The organism is Geobacter sp. OR-1, from assembly GCF_000813145.1.
Lineage (GTDB): Bacteria > Desulfobacterota > Desulfuromonadia > Geobacterales > DSM-12255 > Geoanaerobacter.
Genome location: NZ_BAZF01000009.1, coordinates 28,965 through 46,475, shown reverse-complemented (window position 1 = coordinate 46,475; position 17,511 = coordinate 28,965). Strand labels below are relative to the sequence as shown.

Genomic DNA, 17,511 nt, shown 5'->3' with positions numbered 1-17,511 from the left:
TTCACCTTTATTAAGCCGGATGGTTGTCATGATCCCCCCTTACTGCCGTGCATGACAGCTGACACACTTGAGTTGTCCGCCCCAGGTAATGTCGGGCTGATTGACATGGCATGCAGTCAGGCAGGTCTTGGTTGCCGGGTCCCAGGAGGCAACGCTGAGATCGAAACTGTCGTAAGAGTCTGATGACTTGTAGTTGCCGTTCCGGGTCCACCCGAGCGCATTGGCAACATTGGAAAGCTGTGCCTTGGTCTTGAATGTTATCGGTGCAAACTGGACATCCTTTGAGCCGTTTACATGCAGAGCGGTATTGGCGATCAGTCCGGTCTGGAGAGGGGTACGGGTAGATGAGTTATGGCAGCCGGCGCAACGGAACAGGCTGCTGCTTCCGTCCATGGCGTAAGTATCGATTGCCGTGCTGCTGGCAATGCCGCTATGGCAGATGTAACAGGATATAGTCGTGGCAACCCCATCATTGCCATGAGCCATGCTGCCGACAGACGAGAACCCGAGGAAACCGTTCTGCTTGTTACCCTTGCCGGTATTCATGAAATGGATGCCGACCATGTGACCGGTTTCCCGGTAAGGTGCCTTGCCGACGTTGCCGATGGCAGTCTGCGGGTTGTAGTGCGACTGACCGGCATACTGCGGTGGGTTGTCATGGCATGACCCGCAACGGTTCGGACCAAACGCGCCGCCATACCAGTTCGGAGTCTGGCGGTAATCGGCCGGCGCAAGAGCAAGCGCTCTGCCGTTGGAATGACAGTAAACCGTCTCGCAGGTGAGGCTGCCGCTTCCTTTGGTATAACCGCCGGAATCGGTGGTTACCTGGTTGTTGAGGCTGTTCAGGTAGCTCGCGCCAACCTTGTTGGCAGCCAGAGTTAGGTCAATCGTGCCGTTGCGGTGTTTTGAGGGATCGGTCGGGTGGCAGTTGGCACAGCCGAAACGGTACGATGTGCCGACCGACTTGTTGGCAGTGTACTGATAGAAGGTAACGATGCCGCTATCGACGAGATTGCCGATATGCTTGGCATGACCGGATGAAAGGTTGGCGTGGCACACCTTGCACCCGGCGCTCGACGGGTCGCCCCAGGTGGCGTTGCCGCCACTGTGGCAGGTGATGTTGGAACATACATTGACGCCGTTCCAAGAGGCCGTTGCTTCATTGGCACGATTGAAATTAACGTTCCTGGTGCCGTTCAGGTGCAGTGAACCGGCTTTTATCGCTGTTCCACCTGCGGTGACGGTATCGGTATGGCAGGTATCGCAACTAGTCGCACCGGTAGCAGTATGGGCCTTGTGGCTGTTTGCGTACAGCTGGTTGATTCCAGCATTGGCGTAGTTCGGTTCACCGGCAATGCTGGTGAAGGTGCCGCTACCGGTTGCCGCGCCATGACAACCGATGCAGTTGTCGATTACCGGCCCGGCACTCCAGCTGACCGCCACCCCTGCCCCAGCCTTGCCGTCCGAGTGGCAATAAGCGGTGTTGCACGCCGTGCTGTTCTTGCCGGAATATAAACCGCTGTAATCCGCAAAGCCGTTACCATGGTTGCCGATGCTGGCGATGGAACGGTCGGCCGTGACGGTACGGGCATGACATGCCGAGCAGGTTATGTTATCGCCATTTATTGCCGCCTGATTGATATGGGCCGAGTGCTTGCCGGTCGCAATCGGATTGGCACTGGAACTGTTGCCGCCATGGCATCCGGTACAGTCGGTCGGCATGGTCGCCCCCCAGACGGCATCAGCAGAACCGGTGCCGTGACAGCTGATATTCGAGCAGGTTTTTCCACCCGGATAATCGAACGATTTCCCGCCACCCTTGGCAACCTCGATGGAGCGGTTCAGGTGGTTTGCCGGGGTTGTGATCGAGATACCATCAGTTGTTGTCGCTGCATGGCAGTACCCGCAAGTCGAAGCCCCGGAAACACCGACATGTTTTTCGTGGCTGTTGGCATACAACAGACCCTGGCCACTGCTGGCGTAATTCGGTTCGCCCGCAACAGATGCAAAAGCCGGGGTTGCAGATGCGCCGTGACACCCTTTGCAGTTGATAATTGCCGGGCCGCTTATCCAGCTGACCGCCATCCCTGTCCCACCCTTACCGTCCGAGTGACAGTAAGCTGAATTGCATGCGGCGCTGTTCTTACCGGCGCGGGCGCCGGAGAAATCAACAAAACCGTTGCCGTGCAAGGTCTGATTGACTACGGCCTGATCCGAACTCACCGTAAGCGCGTGGCATTCGGCACATCCGAAGTTTTCGCCGTTTACTGTTGCATTGTTGAGGTGCTGGGTATGCATCCCGGTCTTGAGCCATTTGGCGCCGGTCGAAGCATTGCCGCCGTGGCAGCCGGTGCAGTCGGACGGAAAGGTGTCGCCCCAGACGGCGTTAACTGATCCGGAGCCGTGACAGCTGATGTTGGCGCAGGTCTTGGCGCCGATATAATCGAAGTTCTTACCGCCGCCTTTCTGAACGTCAATCACCATGTTGGTATGATTGCCGGTCAGGGCATCCCCGGACGCCACAACTGTAGCGCTGTGGCAGTAAACGCAGGTTGCCGCACCGGAGCTGCCGACATGCTTCTTATGGCTGTTTGCCCTGACCGCACCGGCTCCGGTCGTCACATAGTTGGGCTCTCCGGCAATACCGCTAAAATCAGGAGTGGCATCGCTGCCGTGGCACCCTTTGCAGTCAAGGCCAGCACCGCTGTTCCACCCTGATGCCGTGGTCATCTTCTGCGTGCCCTTGCCGTCAGTGTGGCAGTAAGATGCAGAGCAAACGCCGGTAGCACCGGTATAGGTCGAGCCGTTGCCTGCTTTGGCACCGGAGTAATCGGCCAGCAGGTTTACATGGTTCCCCCTGCCGCTCATGGTGATGTCGCCGGTAACCGTCCGGGCATGGCAGGCGTCACAGTTATAATTAACCCCCAGAAGACCGGCGTTGTTGATATGGGCGGCATGCCTGCCGGTGGCCATCGGCGCCACAGATCCAGCGTTGCCGCCATGACACCCGGAACAATCGGTCGGGAATGAGCTGTCCCCCCAGACCGGAGCAACCCGCGGTGTCCCGGACTTGCCATCGCTGTGACAGGCAACGTTGCTGCACTGGCCGTATGTCGGACTGGGAGCAAGATCGTTGGTCGCTCCTGCGTGTTCGTCGGCAAGCGACCCGGCGGCCCGGTAAAGGGCAGCAGCGACCCGCGGATCATTATTGGCACCGAACTGCCACCTGACGCTCCCTTGGACGTGAGACACATCGGTGGCGGGATGGCAGGTCGAACACTGGAATGCATAACCATTAAACCCTGCCGCAGAACCGGTATGCTTCACATGGCTGCCAAGAGTCGGCGGGTTGTCGTTGGTAGTCCCGTGGCAGTTGCCGCAGGCATTCTGGCCCTGGGCATCCCAACGCGGCTGCTGGTTCAAACCTCCGCCAAGCGGCGAATGGCCCGGTGCGCCGCCGCCGTGGCAGTAAACATTCTGGCACCGGTTCGATTCCTCATAGGTGGTCTTTGCCTGGGCAATCATGGTCTGGGCAGTGCCGGAAGCGAACGGGAATCCCCTGGTCGCCGAAGAATACGGGACATACGTGCCGTTGGTGACCTTGCCCCCGAAACCGAAAAAGCCGATCTGAATGGTGCCGCTCTGGTTGGGCATCTTGATGCTGCCATTGTCGATGTAGTGGCAGGTATCGCAGACCATGTTGCGCACCTGGGTGTGGGTATGATGCGCCCCCACCTGACCGGGCTCAAGCACTCTCGAAGGACGTGGAAGCCCGATCAGTCCGGTATTGGTCCCGAAAACCGCAGATGTCGGCGGATTACCGTGACACCCGCCGCAACCGGCCTTGAATCCGGTATTGTGCTTGTGACAGTTGGTGCAAATATCCTTTGGGGTAGGATGGCCGAGACCTTCGGTGTTATTTGCCGAGTCAAAGTTATGGAACCGGTTCTGGCTGTGGCAGACCTCGCAGATCCGATTGGAACTGCCTCTGGCCCTGGTATCGTCGCCCATGCCGGTCTGGTTGAGAAAGACAACCTGGACATCCTGTGCGCCGTTGGGCCAGGTATCGCCATTCATGGTGCTGATGACCGGCTTGATGTTCTTGAGGTTGTCGCTATCGGGCGCATGGCAGGTGGCACAGGTGAATTTGCCGTACTTGCCGCCGGCTACCCCCCAGCCGCCCTGGGCCTGCCACTTTGAGGAAGCGGTGTCCGCACTGTTGTGAATCAGATCGACGGCATCGGATCGGGTCGGCAATAACAGTGGCAGTGCCAGCAGCGGCACCAGGAAAACCAGCAGATATCCAATGCTTCTAGTATTCATGGTTGCTATTCTCGCAAGTATTGATCTCATGTCCGCCCCCCTACTGGTTCGCATGGCAGCTTGAGCATTGCAGCCCAGCGCCCCAGGTGATCCCCGGCTGGTTGACGTGACAGGCCGTCAGACAGGTCTTGGTCTGCGGATCCCAGGTGGAAACGCTCAGGTCGAAACTATCGTACGAATCGGCGGTCTTGTAGGAGCCTTGGCGACCCCAACCGAGCGCATTGGCCACATTGGACAACTGCGCCTTGGTCCTTACCGCAACCGGCGCAAAGGCTATGTTTTTAGCTCCGTTGATATGGAGAGAGGTATCGACGATACTGCCTGGCTGCAGCGGGGTTCTGCTGCCGGAGCTATGACAGCCGGCGCATTTGAATTTGCTGGTGGTGCCGCTCATGGCATAAGTGTCGATCTGGGTGCTGCTAACCACGCCGCTGTGGCACAGGTTGCAGGTAATGGTCGTGGCGAAAGCCGAGTTGCCGTGAGCCATGTTTCCAGAGGAAGAGTAGCCGAGGAAACCGTTCTGCTTGTTACCTTTCGAGGTATTCTTGAAGTGAATGCCGATCATGTGCCCGCTCTCCCAGGCCACACCCCGGCCATTATCACCAAGTTGGCTGTTGGCGACATAATGGGACTGCCCGGCATATTGCGGCGGGTTGTCATGGCACATACCGCATTTGTTGCCAGAATAACTACCGCCATACCAGTTTGGAGACTGGCGGTAATCACCGGCAACCTGAGCAAGGCTCTTGCCGCTGGAATGGCAGTACACGAGGTCACAGGTGAACTGCGTGGGAGAGGTTCTTGTATAGCCTTCAGCAGAGGTTGTTACCATGGTATTGAGGCCAGCCAGGTAACTCCTGCCCGCCTTGGTGCTGGAGACATCGATATCCACCGTGCCGTTGCGATGCTTGGCACTGTCGGTCGGATGGCAGTTGGCGCAACCGTAACGATAGACCGATCCGGACGACCTGTTTGCCGTATAGTTGTACATGGTCACGTAGCCTGCGCTCATCAGGTCACTGATGTGGGCGGAGTGGGCACCGGAAAGAGAGGGATGGCAGACGCGACATCCGGCACTGGAGGCATCGCCCCAAATGGCAGTGCCGTTGTTGTGGCAGGCGATGTTGGTACAGGTGCGATTACCCGCCGTCCAGACCGCAGTCAGTTCTTTTGCCCTGTTGAAGTCAACATTTATCTGGCGGTTCAAGTGAGATGAACCGGCCTTGATGACAGTGCCGCTGACGGCTACCGTATTGGTATGGCAGATATCGCAGGATGCCGCGCCGGTCTGGCCGGTGATCTTCTTGGTGTGGTTTTCGTGGCTGTTGGCCCTTAACCCGGCCGCAGTTGCATAGTTCGGCTCGCCGGCAACGCTTATAAACGAGCCCGCCTCTGAAGCCGCGCCATGGCAGCCATCACACCCCAGTGCCGGCCCGGTTGACCAGTCAACCGACCTTCCGGAGCTTCCTTTGCCGTCCGAATGACAGTATGAAGTTGCACACGCTGTCTTGTTCCTCCCTGCCATGGAGCCTGAGTAGTTGGTGAAACCGTTGGCATGGGTCAATGCATTGCTGATGTCGGTGTCGCTGGTTACTGAAACGGCATGGCAGGCGATACAACCGAAGTTGGCCCCCAAAACATTGGCATTATTGATATGCGCCGTGTGACGGCCTGTGGCAAGCGGATTTGCAGAGCCGCTGTTGCCACCGTGACAACCGGTACAGTCCGCCGGGAACCCCTGACCCCATTGAGCCGAAGGCGATCCGGCACCGTGGCAGCTGATACTGGCGCAGGTCTTATCTCCCTGTGTCCAGGTGAATGACTTTCCCCCACCCTGATCAACGTTAATGATCCGGTTGGTGTGGTTGCCGACAACTGCCGTACCGGCTTCATTAACCGTGTTGCCATGGCAATATACGCAGGTCGTTGACTGAGAAACGGTCCCCACATGTTTCTGATGACTGTTGGCCTTTGTCTGGGCGGCTCCGGTGCTGACGTAGTTAGGCTCACCGGCTGCAGAGACGAATGCCGGCGCGCCATCAGATCCATGGCACCCCCTGCAATCAAGGGTGGAGCCACTGTTCCAGCCGGTAGCCGCTGTCATCTTCTGGGTCCCTTTACCGTCGGTATGGCAGTAGGTGGCCGAACAGACACCGGTCGAGGTTGCATAACCGGCATCACCGCCAGCCCGGACACCGGAGAAGTTCTTATAACCATTGCCGTGATTGGCAGGGAAGGCAAAGGAGCGCTCGTCAGGATTGATGGTCTTGGCGTGGCACTCGGTGCAGCTGTAGTTGCTGCCGAGCAGCGCGGCATTGTTCATGTGCGGGGTGTGCGCTCCCGAAGCGATCGGAGTGCCGCTGGCTACGTTATTGCCGTGGCAGCCGAGGCAATTGGCCGTAAGCGGCGCCCCCCAGGTCTGTGTGAATGACCCCTTGCCGCCGTGGCAGCTGATATCGCTACAGGTCTTGCCTGTTGATGCCCAGGTGAAGCTTTTGCCGTTACCCGGCGCCACATCGATAACTCTGTTCGTGTGATTCCCGGTGATAGCGGTCCCGTCTACGGCAACAGTAGCAGCGTGACAGTTGATACAGGCAGCTGCCGCAGTATCGACATGGTTCTGGTGGCTATTGGCCCGGATGGAACCGGCACCGGTACTGGCATAGTTCGGTTCACCCGCTGAAGAGACAAAGGCCGGGCTGGCGTCGGAACCGTGGCACCCTTTGCAGTCAAGCGTAGCAGGAGACTTCCAGTTGGTCAGCGTCATATCCTTCTGCGCGCCTTTACCGTCACTATGGCAGTAAGAGGCAGAGCAGATACCGGTTGCCGTTGCATAACTGGATCTGCTGCCGGCAAGCGGGCCGGTGTAGTTTTTAAAACCGTTGCCGTGATAGGCAGGATCGGCAATGGTGCGATCGGAACTTACTGTCAGGGCATGACAGGTTATGCAGGGGTAATTCGTCCCGAGCAGCGCGGCATTGTTCATGTGGGCCGCATGCTTGCCCGATGTCTGCGGAAGGGAACTATCGGCATTGTTCCCGTGACAACCGGTACAGTCAGCAGGGAACGACTGCCCCCATTGCGCCGGAGCAGCACCGCCATGGCAGCTTATTGCGGAGCAGGTTCGTGAAGACGAATCGTAGCTGAAACTCCTGCCGCCGCCTGACGCCACACTGCGCGTACCGTCAAGATGCTTGGTAGTCGCAGTCAGAGCGCCGGTTGCATCAACAGACTCATTATGACAGAATACGCACGACGTCGCCCCTATTCCTCCCATGTGCCGCTTGTGACTGTTCGCCCTGGGCGTTCCGGCGCCACTATTGACATAGTTCGGTTCGCCGGCCGCGGAAACGAAGTCAGGTGCGGCGTCAGTACCATGGCACCCCTTACAGTCGTTGATGGCCGGGCCGCTGTTCCAGTCCACGTTAATTCCTGCGGCACCCTTGCCGTCGCTGTGGCAGTAGGCCGAATTGCATGCCGCCTTGTTCTTCCCGCTAAATGCTCCGGAGAAATCCTTGAACTTGTTGACGTGATTCGCAACATTGCCGATCGTCATGCCAGAGCTCAGGGTGTTGGCATGGCAGTCGGCACACGCTATGTTCCGTCCCAGCACTCCGGACTGGTTGATATGCTGGGAGTGCATGCCGGTATCGATCGGAGACCCGCTCGCCACGTCGGCCTTGTGACAATCTGCGCATCCCTGCAAGCCGGCGCCCCACCCGACCGTTTTGGTTGTACCGTTGCCATCGCTGTGGCAGTAGTTGGCAGCGCAGCTCCCATAACCATTCCCGGCAACATTCGGGCTCTGGCTGTAGCTTCCGCCCAGCGAACCGTCGAATAACACATCGATACTGGAATCGGCATGCTTTGTCGGCTGATCATTACCGGCATTTTTGTGGCATTCATTACAGCTGAAACCGTAGTCAGTTATGTGTCTGCCATGGGCGCCGGTGACCATGGGCGAGGAATCGGTCCGGATACCGCCGTGACAGCCGTCGCAACCGATTCTGCTACCACCCCAGGCCACGGTTTTGTAGGATGTCGCCTGACCCGATCCGTCAGGAGACTGCACGTTGCTGTGACAGTAGATATTGGTGCAGTTTCCGTATACCCCGGTAGTGGCGAGGTAGGCAGTGGAAAACTGGTTGAACCCTTTGTAGGTTGCGGATGGCGAAAGCGATGAAAGGTTGATCTTCACATGGCCGTTAACCATGTGCCGATTGGGCGTGTAGTAATCATCATGACAGAAGGCGCAGCGGGTCTTGTCATTGCCGAGCTTGGCGACATGGGTTTTGTGGGCGCCGGTTGAGATGTTTCCCATCACCGGAGTAGGCGGATTCGCCTGAGTCGTGCCGTGACATGACGAGTTTTCGCAACTCCCTAAAGGACCCTGGACCCACGACACCGCCTTTGTTGTCCGGCCTGATGAATAATTCCAGAATCCGCCGTGACAGTAAACGTTACAGGATGTTACATCAGGGGCACGAGTAAGGGTTGTTTCCGGATTGCTGGGAGCAACGGCAAAGTTGTTTCTGAAGCTGGCGGCACTTGTCCCGATGATCTCCCCCCTGGTCACAGTTCCTGAGAATGGTGGCCAGGTGTCCTGATCAATCTTGAATCCGAATTCAATCGCGTCATTGCCCGCATAGCCATGGCCATAATTGTTGTGACAGACCTGACATTCGAACCCCAGGATATTTCGATGTTTGTTATGGGCGCCGATGTTTTGCGGAGGTGTATCCACAGTACCGCCAAGTGCAAGCGTCGGCGGTGTTACCATCCCAGAAGGCCCGCCATAATAAGAATTGTCGATCGGCGGATACCCATGACAAACGTTGCATGCCTTTGGATCGGGTGGTTTATAACCGACGTTGTGCTTGTGGCAGTCTGTGCAATCCTTGCGATTGCTCTTATGGGATGTGTGTGTTTTGTCGGAGATCTTTGACGCGCTGTACTGATGATAAATCGTATTGTGATGACAGACTTCGCAGACGTTGCGGGAAGTTTGGGTATTTACCGTCCTCAGGTCATTGCCGAAAATCCCTACCGCACTGTTGGCGCCACCGGTGTATCTATTGAAAATCACCGGCCTGGCGCCTGTCGGTGTGATGACATTCGATTTAAGCTTCTTGACGTTCATTGATGCTGCTTTTTCATGACAGGTCTGACAGGTATAACTCGCGCCCCAAGTGCCGTATTTTGTACCCAGGTTCGCACTGTTATGAAGCATCTCAGCCGGAGAGGCGCTGGCAAGAGCCGGCAATAATAACAATGCCGTTATGCAGGCCAGCTTGAACAAACTGCCGGTCATCCGCTCGATACAATTTCCTATTGGGCCTAAAAGCGAACTTACAGGACGGTTCATACCGTTTCCCCCGCAAAGCCTACATCAGAAGTAGTCATTATTTTGATACCTATCAAACCTTCAGAATTTTTCTGATTGACAGTCCACCAGACTTAATTTGATACCCGCATGTTCCAGGTGACAATGCCCTGGCAAAAGGTGATACGAAAAGGTATAGACTGGTCAGATAGATGCTGGCGGGGACCTTCCGGAGGAAGGCGCAGAAGTAACGGACGTAACTTTGGATGAGTTTTGCTCAGCAAGGAGCAACCCCAAAAAAATCTTCGGGGCTAGAAAGATGAGGGTACAATAAAGCGGATCAATGGTTTGTAAATACTTTTTTGATTCACAACTTGCTTCAGTGACACTCAACTCTTCCAGATGAGGGGACGACTGACTGGCGTGAGGCAGCCCTGAAACGGAGTCCCCCATCCTGATAAAAGCAATGGATATCATCGCAATAACAACAAAATAAAAGATATATTTTGATTTAAAAGTTAACATCGATAGCAGTATTCCAATATCCGAACATTCGGTTAAAAAACCAGATTAACGTAGTTAAAAAGCTGTTTTAACCTTCATTAATTCAAATCGCTTTTGCAACTAGCTGATTTGCCAAAGCTACTAATTCGCGGCGTATTTTCTAATGAGAACATGCACGAATAGAGCCACAACAAATAAACGCATTTTTTATAATTATTTCAAATTATTATTTATTATTGAATGTATTCAAATATGCAAATAAAACCAAAACAAAAAAAACCAGAATAAAGGCAATGGTGCGCATACCTTCACAGACTTCGCAAAGATCCATGTATGTGGGCATCCTGTACGAGTTTGAACTTGCACAGCCATCACCCAACGAGTATGATTTAAAACTTATGTAACGTTAACATAGCGGGGACAGCAATGTCGTACTCAACCAAGATGATTATTTTCCCATTATTATTGTTGTATGCGGTTATATCTACGAACACTGTTTTTGCCGAACCCCCTCCACAGCCTGTAATTACCCTGGAAATTTCCGGAGTAATGGACTCCGGAGTCTACGCTAACCCGGTAACGCCCCAAATCCGGGTGCTCGGGAGTGACGCTAATTTCGAGGCAGTGCTTAATAATGCTCCATATGATTTCAAGGAAATATCGTCTGAAGGTGAATATCAATTGGATGTTTCCGCGGTAGATAAAACAGGAAAACCCACCAAACGATCCGTTAAATTTGTTATTGATCGAACTGCTCCGGTCACAACGGCCAATATCAATCCCCCGAAGCACAACTCTCCCAAAGCCCAGTTTCTTTCCTACGCCAGCACAATCGAACTATCGGCAGAAGATTCAGGCCCCGGGAGATCGGGCATTGACAGAATTGAATACCACTTCGGCGACGCCACCGAGTGGAAAAGTTTCCATGAGCCTATCGAGCTGAACCTGCTTTCCAGAGGGCCCCATATCCTCTCATTCAGAGCCATAGACAAAGCAGGCAACACTGAGCAGACAAAGATTCTTTCTTTTGTCCTCGACACAACACCGCCAAAGAGCAAAATTGAAATCGGCACCCCTATCTACAAGAATAGTGACGGGAAATCCTTTGTTTCCGGCGCCACTGCATTCACAATAACCGCAAACGATGAAGATTCCGGTCTCGCCCAGACTGAATACCGGATTGATGGCAAGGGATGGCTTTCTTACCGGGAGGCATTCCGGATTGAAGACGAGGGAGAACATAAAATTGAATTCCGGTCCAGTGACAACGTCGGCAATATTGAGGATATTCAATCAATAAACATTGCCTACGACTCAACCCCTCCAATAACTGACTTGAGTACTGACGACAAGAAGGACGTTTCTTCGGAAATTTTGTATACCAATAAACCTTTAAGGCTTCTTATATCGGCAACAGACATGCTTTCCGGCGTAAATAAGTCCGAATACCGGATAGATCAAGGGCCCTGGCAGCTATATTCGCCATTCACCGTTGACGACAAGAAAAACCATCTTGTCTCTTTCCGCAGCTCAGACAATGTCAACAATATGGAAATAACAAAGTCGGTTGAAGTTCATATCGATAAAACCCCGCCGGTAACAAAGATCAACATCGGCTCACCAAGCCTGAATATCTCCAAAGGCCACCCGACAGTAAACGACAGTACCTTTTTTTACCTTGAGGCAACGGACAATCAGTCAGGAGTAAGCCGTTCCGAGTATCGGGTCGACACTGGGGAATGGTCTCCATATGAACCTTTCACAATTCAGGATGGGGGGAAGCACTCAATCGAATTCAGAAGCATTGATAAAGCCGGTAACATGGAGACAGCTCGATCAATGGCAGTGATGGTTGATACTGATCCGCCAACCTCGATGATAAGCATTGACCATAACAAGACAGAGTACGGGGATACCATTTATTCCGTTAAACCGGTCAATCTTTCGCTATCAGCGATCGACAGTGAAGCTGGAGTCAAAACCTCACAATACAAGCTTGACGATGGCCCCTGGAAAACTTATCAGCCATTTTCAATTAGCGATGAGGGTATCCATCTTGTAGAGTTCCGGAGTGTCGATCAACTTGATAATGCGGAGCCGACAAGATTTGTAAAAATCATAATCGATCATCATCCACCGGTCACATCACTTATGATCGGAGAGCCCAAACAACCCGGTCAGGAACAAGTCCAGATTACCGACAAGACAGTGCTTTCGCTGTCGGCAAACGACGAACTGTCCGGCGCTGCCAAAAGTGAATATGTAATCATAGGAAAGGGTATGCGCCAAGGCTCTGAGCCGTTCACCATATCGACTCCGGGAGAATACGAAATCAGGTACTGGAGCATGGACCGGGCCGGGAATAGAGAACCGGAAAAAGTTTCTCATATCAAGGTTGTCATCCCTCCCCCGCCGCCACCGGTTATTGAGGACAAGTCAACGCAGGGCAACGGCCCGGGAACTCAGATCGCCTCAGGGCAACGATCTGATTCAGAGATCCCTGAATCAATCCGGATGACCGCTGAACCCATCCCGTTGGTGAAAAAAGAGATTAAGCCGGAAACTAAGCCGATACCTAAAACTAAGCAGAACCCTGAAGATGAGACATACCTGAAAGACCATTTCCAGGAAGATCCTTTAGGGCCAGGTGAGTTCAAAGATGATTTCGGCAAGAGCCACACAAAGGAATATCTCGGCATCGGTGGAATAAATGCCCTGATTATTACCATTATTTTCCTCATTCTCTAATCGATTCAAGACGAAGCGTTTTTACCCGATAACATATAATTGCCACACCGCATTTCCCGGATAAGGAGAATTAACATGAAAAAGGTTTTGCTTGTAGATGACAGCATTTCCGTAGCCCGCCAACTCGAAAAGATCCTTGTGGAAAGTGGGGATTTTCAGGTTGTTGGACAAGGTAAAAATGGTCTTGATGCTATCAAGATGTTCCAGACCCTCCATCCGGACATAATCTGCATGGACATGAATATGCCCGGCATGGATGGCATAACGGCCTTACGTACTCTTATGTCCTTGGACAAGACCGTGAAGGTCGTAATGATCACTTCTCTCGGCGGAGTCGGAGACAAGTTCAACGAGGCGATCAAGCTCGGGGCAATGAATGTCATTTCAAAGCCTTTTGAGGCAGAGAATGTGCTGAAAATCCTGCGTGGACTATAGAGTAAAGGCACTGATCACAAGCACAGAAGGAGATACATTATGGCGGTAAAGTTTTTTGGTCAATTCCTGGTGGAACAGGGTGCTATTTCCCGAGAAGCGCTTCTCAAGGCGATAGAACTCCAGGAATCCGTAAACAAAAGCATCGGAGATATAGCGATAGAAATGGGGTTGATGACCCAGGCCGATGTAGAACAGGTAAACCTTGCTCAACGCTCAGAAGATCTCCGCTTTGGGGACTTGGCGGTAAAGATGGGTTTTCTGACCTCGGAAGCCCTGCAAAAGGCGTTGCAGAAACAGTCCGAGTCTCATCTATATATAGGCAAAGCGATTGTCATGACAGGAGGACTCGATGCCGAGCAGATTGATCAATATCTGGCAGCATTCAAGGCTGATCAATCACTGTATGCCACAGACCGGGTATTGCTGCCTTCCGAACTGAAACATCAACCGTTATGGGAAATGATGGCCGACCTTAGTTATAAAATGTTGACAAGAGTTGCCCGTCTCACCTTCAGACCGGTTCCTTGTGAGATTGTAAAACGTTTGGAAGATTTTCACATAATTGCAGCAATGGATTTCACCGGTGATGTCAGATGCAGATATGTTTTTTCGGCCTCGGAAGAAGTCCAGACGCAGGTGGCCAAAGCCATTCTCAGCCAGGAAGAGGTATCGCATGAACCCAAGGAAGTGCTCGACGACACAGTCATGGAGTTCATAAACGTTGTCTGCGGCAATATCGCCGCTAAATCGGTGCAACAGGGGATCGCTCTGGATATACTCCCGCCTGAACTGCTTACAAGCGAAGGGGGGATCGACATCCCGGCAGGTTATACAGGATTGAACTTCCCCATTTGCCTTGCGGATGGCAAGGCATCAATAACAATCATAATTTATCCTTGACCGATATTATACATTGAATGAACAAAGCCCTGTATGGCAGATGCCAGCAGGGCTTTGTTTTATTGCGTTGAAAATCCGCAGGGAATTTTGTTAAAGCCTATTTTTGACCGCCTAAAATACCTTCAATTTTTTTCTCGTCTGCTCCGACGACTTCCTGGTCGTTAATAAAGAAGGTCGGAGTACCCTGAACCCCGACTTTTCTGGCAAGTGCAATATGCTCCTGAGCCAAGGCTTGTATAGCCTCGCTATAGGTAGCCCCCTGAGGAGCAGCCTTTCCAGCCATCATATCTTCATAGGCGGCAGCTTTGTCTTTAGCGCTGAGGATATGGTGAATTTTGGTGATTGCCTGGGGATGTGCAAACGGAGCAAAGAAAATGTACCGGGTTACGTCTTTCCGTTTATTGAGAAACGCCGAGGCCTTGCGGCAATAGGGACAATCCGGATCGGTAAATTCAATTACCGTGTTTTTCCCGGTACCGACTTTAACCGCTTTTTCAAGAGGGAGGGTCTTGACCAGTTTGAGTGTATTCTCCCGTAACTCTTTCTTTCGTTCCGCGGACAATGCCTTACGATCCTTGGTATAGATCTCTCCGACAAAGAGGTATTCCTTCTCAGGAAAGAAATAGAGGATATTCTGCCCGGAAACCACCTCGTACATCCCCGGGAGACTGGTCTCCTTCATGCTTTCAAAGTTAAGGTCAGGAAAGGCCTGGCGCAGGGCGACATCCGGCTTGACCACGGACGGTGCCGCAAAAGCAGACAGGGAAATCAGGGTTAAAACCAAAACAGAAAAAAATACCCGCAAAGATGCTTTCATTTAATCCTCCTGAAGAGTTTTTGATTCCTTTACAAAGCTATATTCATCTAGTTATTGGACATCTGGACAACAGATCGATAAGGAGTTGTACTCAAAACCCGGGGAAGATCCCCGGTTATCTCCACCTCTGGCCCGTCCTCCAACTCCTCCAATTCCCCGGTATCATCTTCGTATTCGTTTTCTCCAACAGCCCAATCGTAAAGCTTTTTGGAATCCAGCAGTACCGGTATTTCCGGTATGCCGTACATCCGTTTCTGCATGGATTCATCGAACAGACCGACACAGCCGTGGGATGCCGGTTTTCCCGGCAGGTCTCGGGCATGAATCCAATAGGAAACATTGTCCTTTCCGATATAGAAACGCATCGCATTGTCCATCGGGTATTGAGCGCTATTGTCATCGGTCTGATAAAGCGATGACGTATGATTTCGATGCCGGGCGTCGATGCGGAATATTCCGGTAGGGGTCTCGGTACCTTTCTTTCCGGTTGCAGCCGGCATCGAAAACACGAGCTTGCCGTATTCATAAGCACCGATCCATTGTTCGGTGATGTTCACGACAATATACTTTTCATGCCGTCTGGCAGGTTCGTACTCGCGCGGCAACGGCGTATAATTACGGATATCATCCATTTTTTCCGGAACTTTTATGGTCATGCCGGGATACAAATGCCTTCTGTCGATACGGTTAAATCGGGCCACTAACGGCCAATCCTTGCCGAACAGAAGGTCAGGCGTATCTTGGGGACGAATAAATTGCGGACGCCACTTGATTCCTGCAATGCTTGGATAAGCAACCCTGGTAAGATCCTCTTTGGCGGGGTCTTCAGGATTAGCTGCCGGATCAGAGATTGCCGACGGCCCTGACAGGATTATCCATCCGGCAAGCACCAGAGATAATGACGTCACCAGAACCTTCAGCAGGCTCCTTACCCTTCCGGACACAACTTTACTGGAAACAGGCCCTTTCAGTTTACTCCTCCCTGATTGCAGCACGTTCCGCAAGCACTGTGTCGACAAGCGTATAAGGGTCGGTGCGGCGTCCAACCAGATCATCGACAAAACAGTCAAATCTGCCGTCTGCCCTGAGTGGCATCATGACCTCGGCAAATAGACGCTCCTTCAGTATCTCCATGAAAATCCGGGCGCATTTCTCGGCCATGAACCGGTCTATTGCACCGGACCCGAACAGATAAGAGCGGTGCGATTCGAATTCATCAACAAGCAGATCGATTCCGGTGCCTCTGCTCGCTTCGGTCTTTAATACTTTCGGTTGCCAATCGCCATCTTTCCTGACGTTCATATCAAGCATGGCGCCCAGTTCACGGGCAGTCCTGTCCGCATCCGGCCGATCAGCCTTGTTGACCACAAACACATCGCCGATCTCCAGTATCCCCGCCTTGATGGCCTGGATATCATCCCCGAGACCGGGAACCATGACTACCGCTGTAGTGTGAGCCATCCGAACGATATCCACTTCATCCTGGCCTACCCCTACTGTCTCGATAATGACAACATCCATCCCCATCGCATCCATGACCAGGGCAACATCCCCGGTCGAACGCGAAATCCCGCCAAGATAGCCTCTGGTGGCCAGGCTGCGGATAAAAACCCCTTCATCATCAGCATGACGATTCATCCTGATTCGGTCACCCAGGATTGCCCCACCGGTAAAAGGGCTGGTAGGGTCAATGGCCACAATCCCGACCCGTTTGCCGCGTTTCCGGTATTCAGCGGTTATCTGATCGACAAGCGTAGACTTCCCTGCGCCGGGCGGGCCTGTAATCCCGATAAGGTAGGCTTTACCAGCATGTGGATACAGCGACTTCAATTCATCATGCGCAGATTCGAACCCATCGTCAATATCCCGCATAAGGCGAGCCGCAGCGCGGATATCTCCGGCAAGAATTTTCTCAGCCAATGGCATTGCTACGTTACTCCATTTTCCATTGTTCTATAAACGACAAGGCAAAGGCGAGGAATACCCTCGCCTTTGCCCAACTCGTCATCAATGTCTATTCTCAAGCTCTAGGCCTGATATTCTCGCGAACCCATTTCACAATGTCTTCAGTGGAAGTCCCGGGAGTAAAGACCTCTTTCAGGCCGGCACCTTTGAGGCCCGGAATGTCATCCTCCGGAATGACGCCGCCGCCAAACACCCCGATGTCATCTGCATTTTTCTCTTTCAGCAGTTGGCAAACCTTTGGCAGGAGCGTGTTATGAGCCCCCGACAATATTGAGAGCCCCACACAGTCAACATCCTCCTGGATCGCTGCCGAAACAATCTGTTCCGGGGTCTGGTGCAAGCCTGTATAGATGACCTCAAAACCGGCATCCCTGAAAGCCCTGGCAATGATTTTTGCCCCACGGTCATGACCATCCAAGCCAGGTTTACCAACCAGCACGCGCAAAGTTCTTTCAGCCATCACATCTCCTTTTTCAAATCAGTATTGATCACCGCA

Annotated in this window: 9 protein-coding genes; 3 read left to right on the top strand and 6 right to left on the bottom strand. The window is 53.0% G+C overall.

The genetic code is table 11. The features are described 5' to 3' along the window. Positions 1-39 precede the first annotated feature (39 nt). The gene (locus OR1_RS10970; protein WP_041971907.1) at positions 40-4,353 is read right to left on the bottom strand and encodes a CxxxxCH/CxxCH domain-containing protein; all 4,314 of its coding nucleotides are present in this window, start codon (positions 4,351-4,353) and stop codon (positions 40-42) included. Between the two features lie 10 nt (positions 4,354-4,363). Next, the gene (locus OR1_RS10965; RefSeq protein ID WP_082002908.1) at positions 4,364-9,688 is read right to left on the bottom strand and encodes a CxxxxCH/CxxCH domain-containing protein; all 5,325 of its coding nucleotides are present in this window, start codon (positions 9,686-9,688) and stop codon (positions 4,364-4,366) included. 888 nt (positions 9,689-10,576) lie between these two features. On the opposite strand from OR1_RS10965, the gene OR1_RS10960 reads away from it, so the two are divergent. The 3 genes from OR1_RS10960 to OR1_RS10950 all read left to right on the top strand — a co-directional run bounded on the left by OR1_RS10960 (position 10,577) and on the right by OR1_RS10950 (position 14,233). After that, entirely contained in the window at positions 10,577-12,898 is a 2,322-nt protein-coding gene (locus tag OR1_RS10960) for a hypothetical protein (RefSeq protein WP_152609870.1), read from the top strand. Positions 12,899-12,973: 75 nt separating this feature from the next. Then, complete coding sequence (locus OR1_RS10955; protein ID WP_041971905.1) at positions 12,974-13,333, top strand: response regulator; 360 nt, start codon at positions 12,974-12,976, stop codon at positions 13,331-13,333. Between the two features lie 39 nt (positions 13,334-13,372). After that, the gene (locus OR1_RS10950; protein WP_041971904.1) at positions 13,373-14,233 is read left to right on the top strand and encodes a chemotaxis protein CheX; all 861 of its coding nucleotides are present in this window, start codon (positions 13,373-13,375) and stop codon (positions 14,231-14,233) included. A gap of 97 nt (positions 14,234-14,330) precedes the next feature. Here the strand turns inward: OR1_RS10950 and OR1_RS10945 are convergent, their stop codons facing one another. The 4 genes from OR1_RS10945 to OR1_RS10930 form a co-directional block, all read right to left on the bottom strand. Continuing rightward, positions 14,331-15,050 carry a DsbC family protein gene (locus OR1_RS10945; protein ID WP_041971903.1) on the bottom strand — a complete coding sequence of 240 codons (720 nt, stop codon included), beginning with the start codon at positions 15,048-15,050 and terminating at the stop codon, positions 14,331-14,333. A gap of 47 nt (positions 15,051-15,097) precedes the next feature. Next, a complete protein-coding gene (locus tag OR1_RS10940; RefSeq protein ID WP_041971997.1) occupies positions 15,098-15,973 on the bottom strand; it encodes a L,D-transpeptidase in 876 nt (291 codons plus the stop codon). A gap of 49 nt (positions 15,974-16,022) precedes the next feature. Continuing rightward, positions 16,023-16,976 carry a methylmalonyl Co-A mutase-associated GTPase MeaB gene (meaB, locus tag OR1_RS10935; RefSeq protein ID WP_041971902.1) on the bottom strand — a complete coding sequence of 318 codons (954 nt, stop codon included), beginning with the start codon at positions 16,974-16,976 and terminating at the stop codon, positions 16,023-16,025. 94 nt (positions 16,977-17,070) lie between these two features. After that, positions 17,071-17,475, bottom strand: a complete 405-nt coding sequence (locus OR1_RS10930; RefSeq protein ID WP_041971901.1) for a cobalamin B12-binding domain-containing protein — start codon at positions 17,473-17,475, stop codon at positions 17,071-17,073. Positions 17,476-17,511: the final 36 nt, after the last annotated feature.

Excerpts from the sequence above, each read along its gene's own strand:
- OR1_RS10970 (WP_041971907.1), bottom strand. The coding sequence starts at position 4,353 with ATGAGATCAATACTTGCGAGAATAGCAACCATGAATACTAGAAGCATT.
- OR1_RS10965 (WP_082002908.1), bottom strand. The coding sequence starts at position 9,688 with ATGAACCGTCCTGTAAGTTCGCTTTTAGGCCCAATAGGAAATTGTATC.
- OR1_RS10960 (WP_152609870.1), top strand. The coding sequence starts at position 10,577 with ATGTCGTACTCAACCAAGATGATTATTTTCCCATTATTATTGTTGTAT.
- OR1_RS10955 (WP_041971905.1), top strand. The coding sequence starts at position 12,974 with ATGAAAAAGGTTTTGCTTGTAGATGACAGCATTTCCGTAGCCCGCCAA.
- OR1_RS10950 (WP_041971904.1), top strand. The coding sequence starts at position 13,373 with ATGGCGGTAAAGTTTTTTGGTCAATTCCTGGTGGAACAGGGTGCTATT.
- OR1_RS10945 (WP_041971903.1), bottom strand. The coding sequence starts at position 15,050 with ATGAAAGCATCTTTGCGGGTATTTTTTTCTGTTTTGGTTTTAACCCTG.
- meaB (WP_041971902.1), bottom strand. The coding sequence starts at position 16,976 with ATGCCATTGGCTGAGAAAATTCTTGCCGGAGATATCCGCGCTGCGGCT.
- OR1_RS10930 (WP_041971901.1), bottom strand. The coding sequence starts at position 17,475 with ATGGCTGAAAGAACTTTGCGCGTGCTGGTTGGTAAACCTGGCTTGGAT.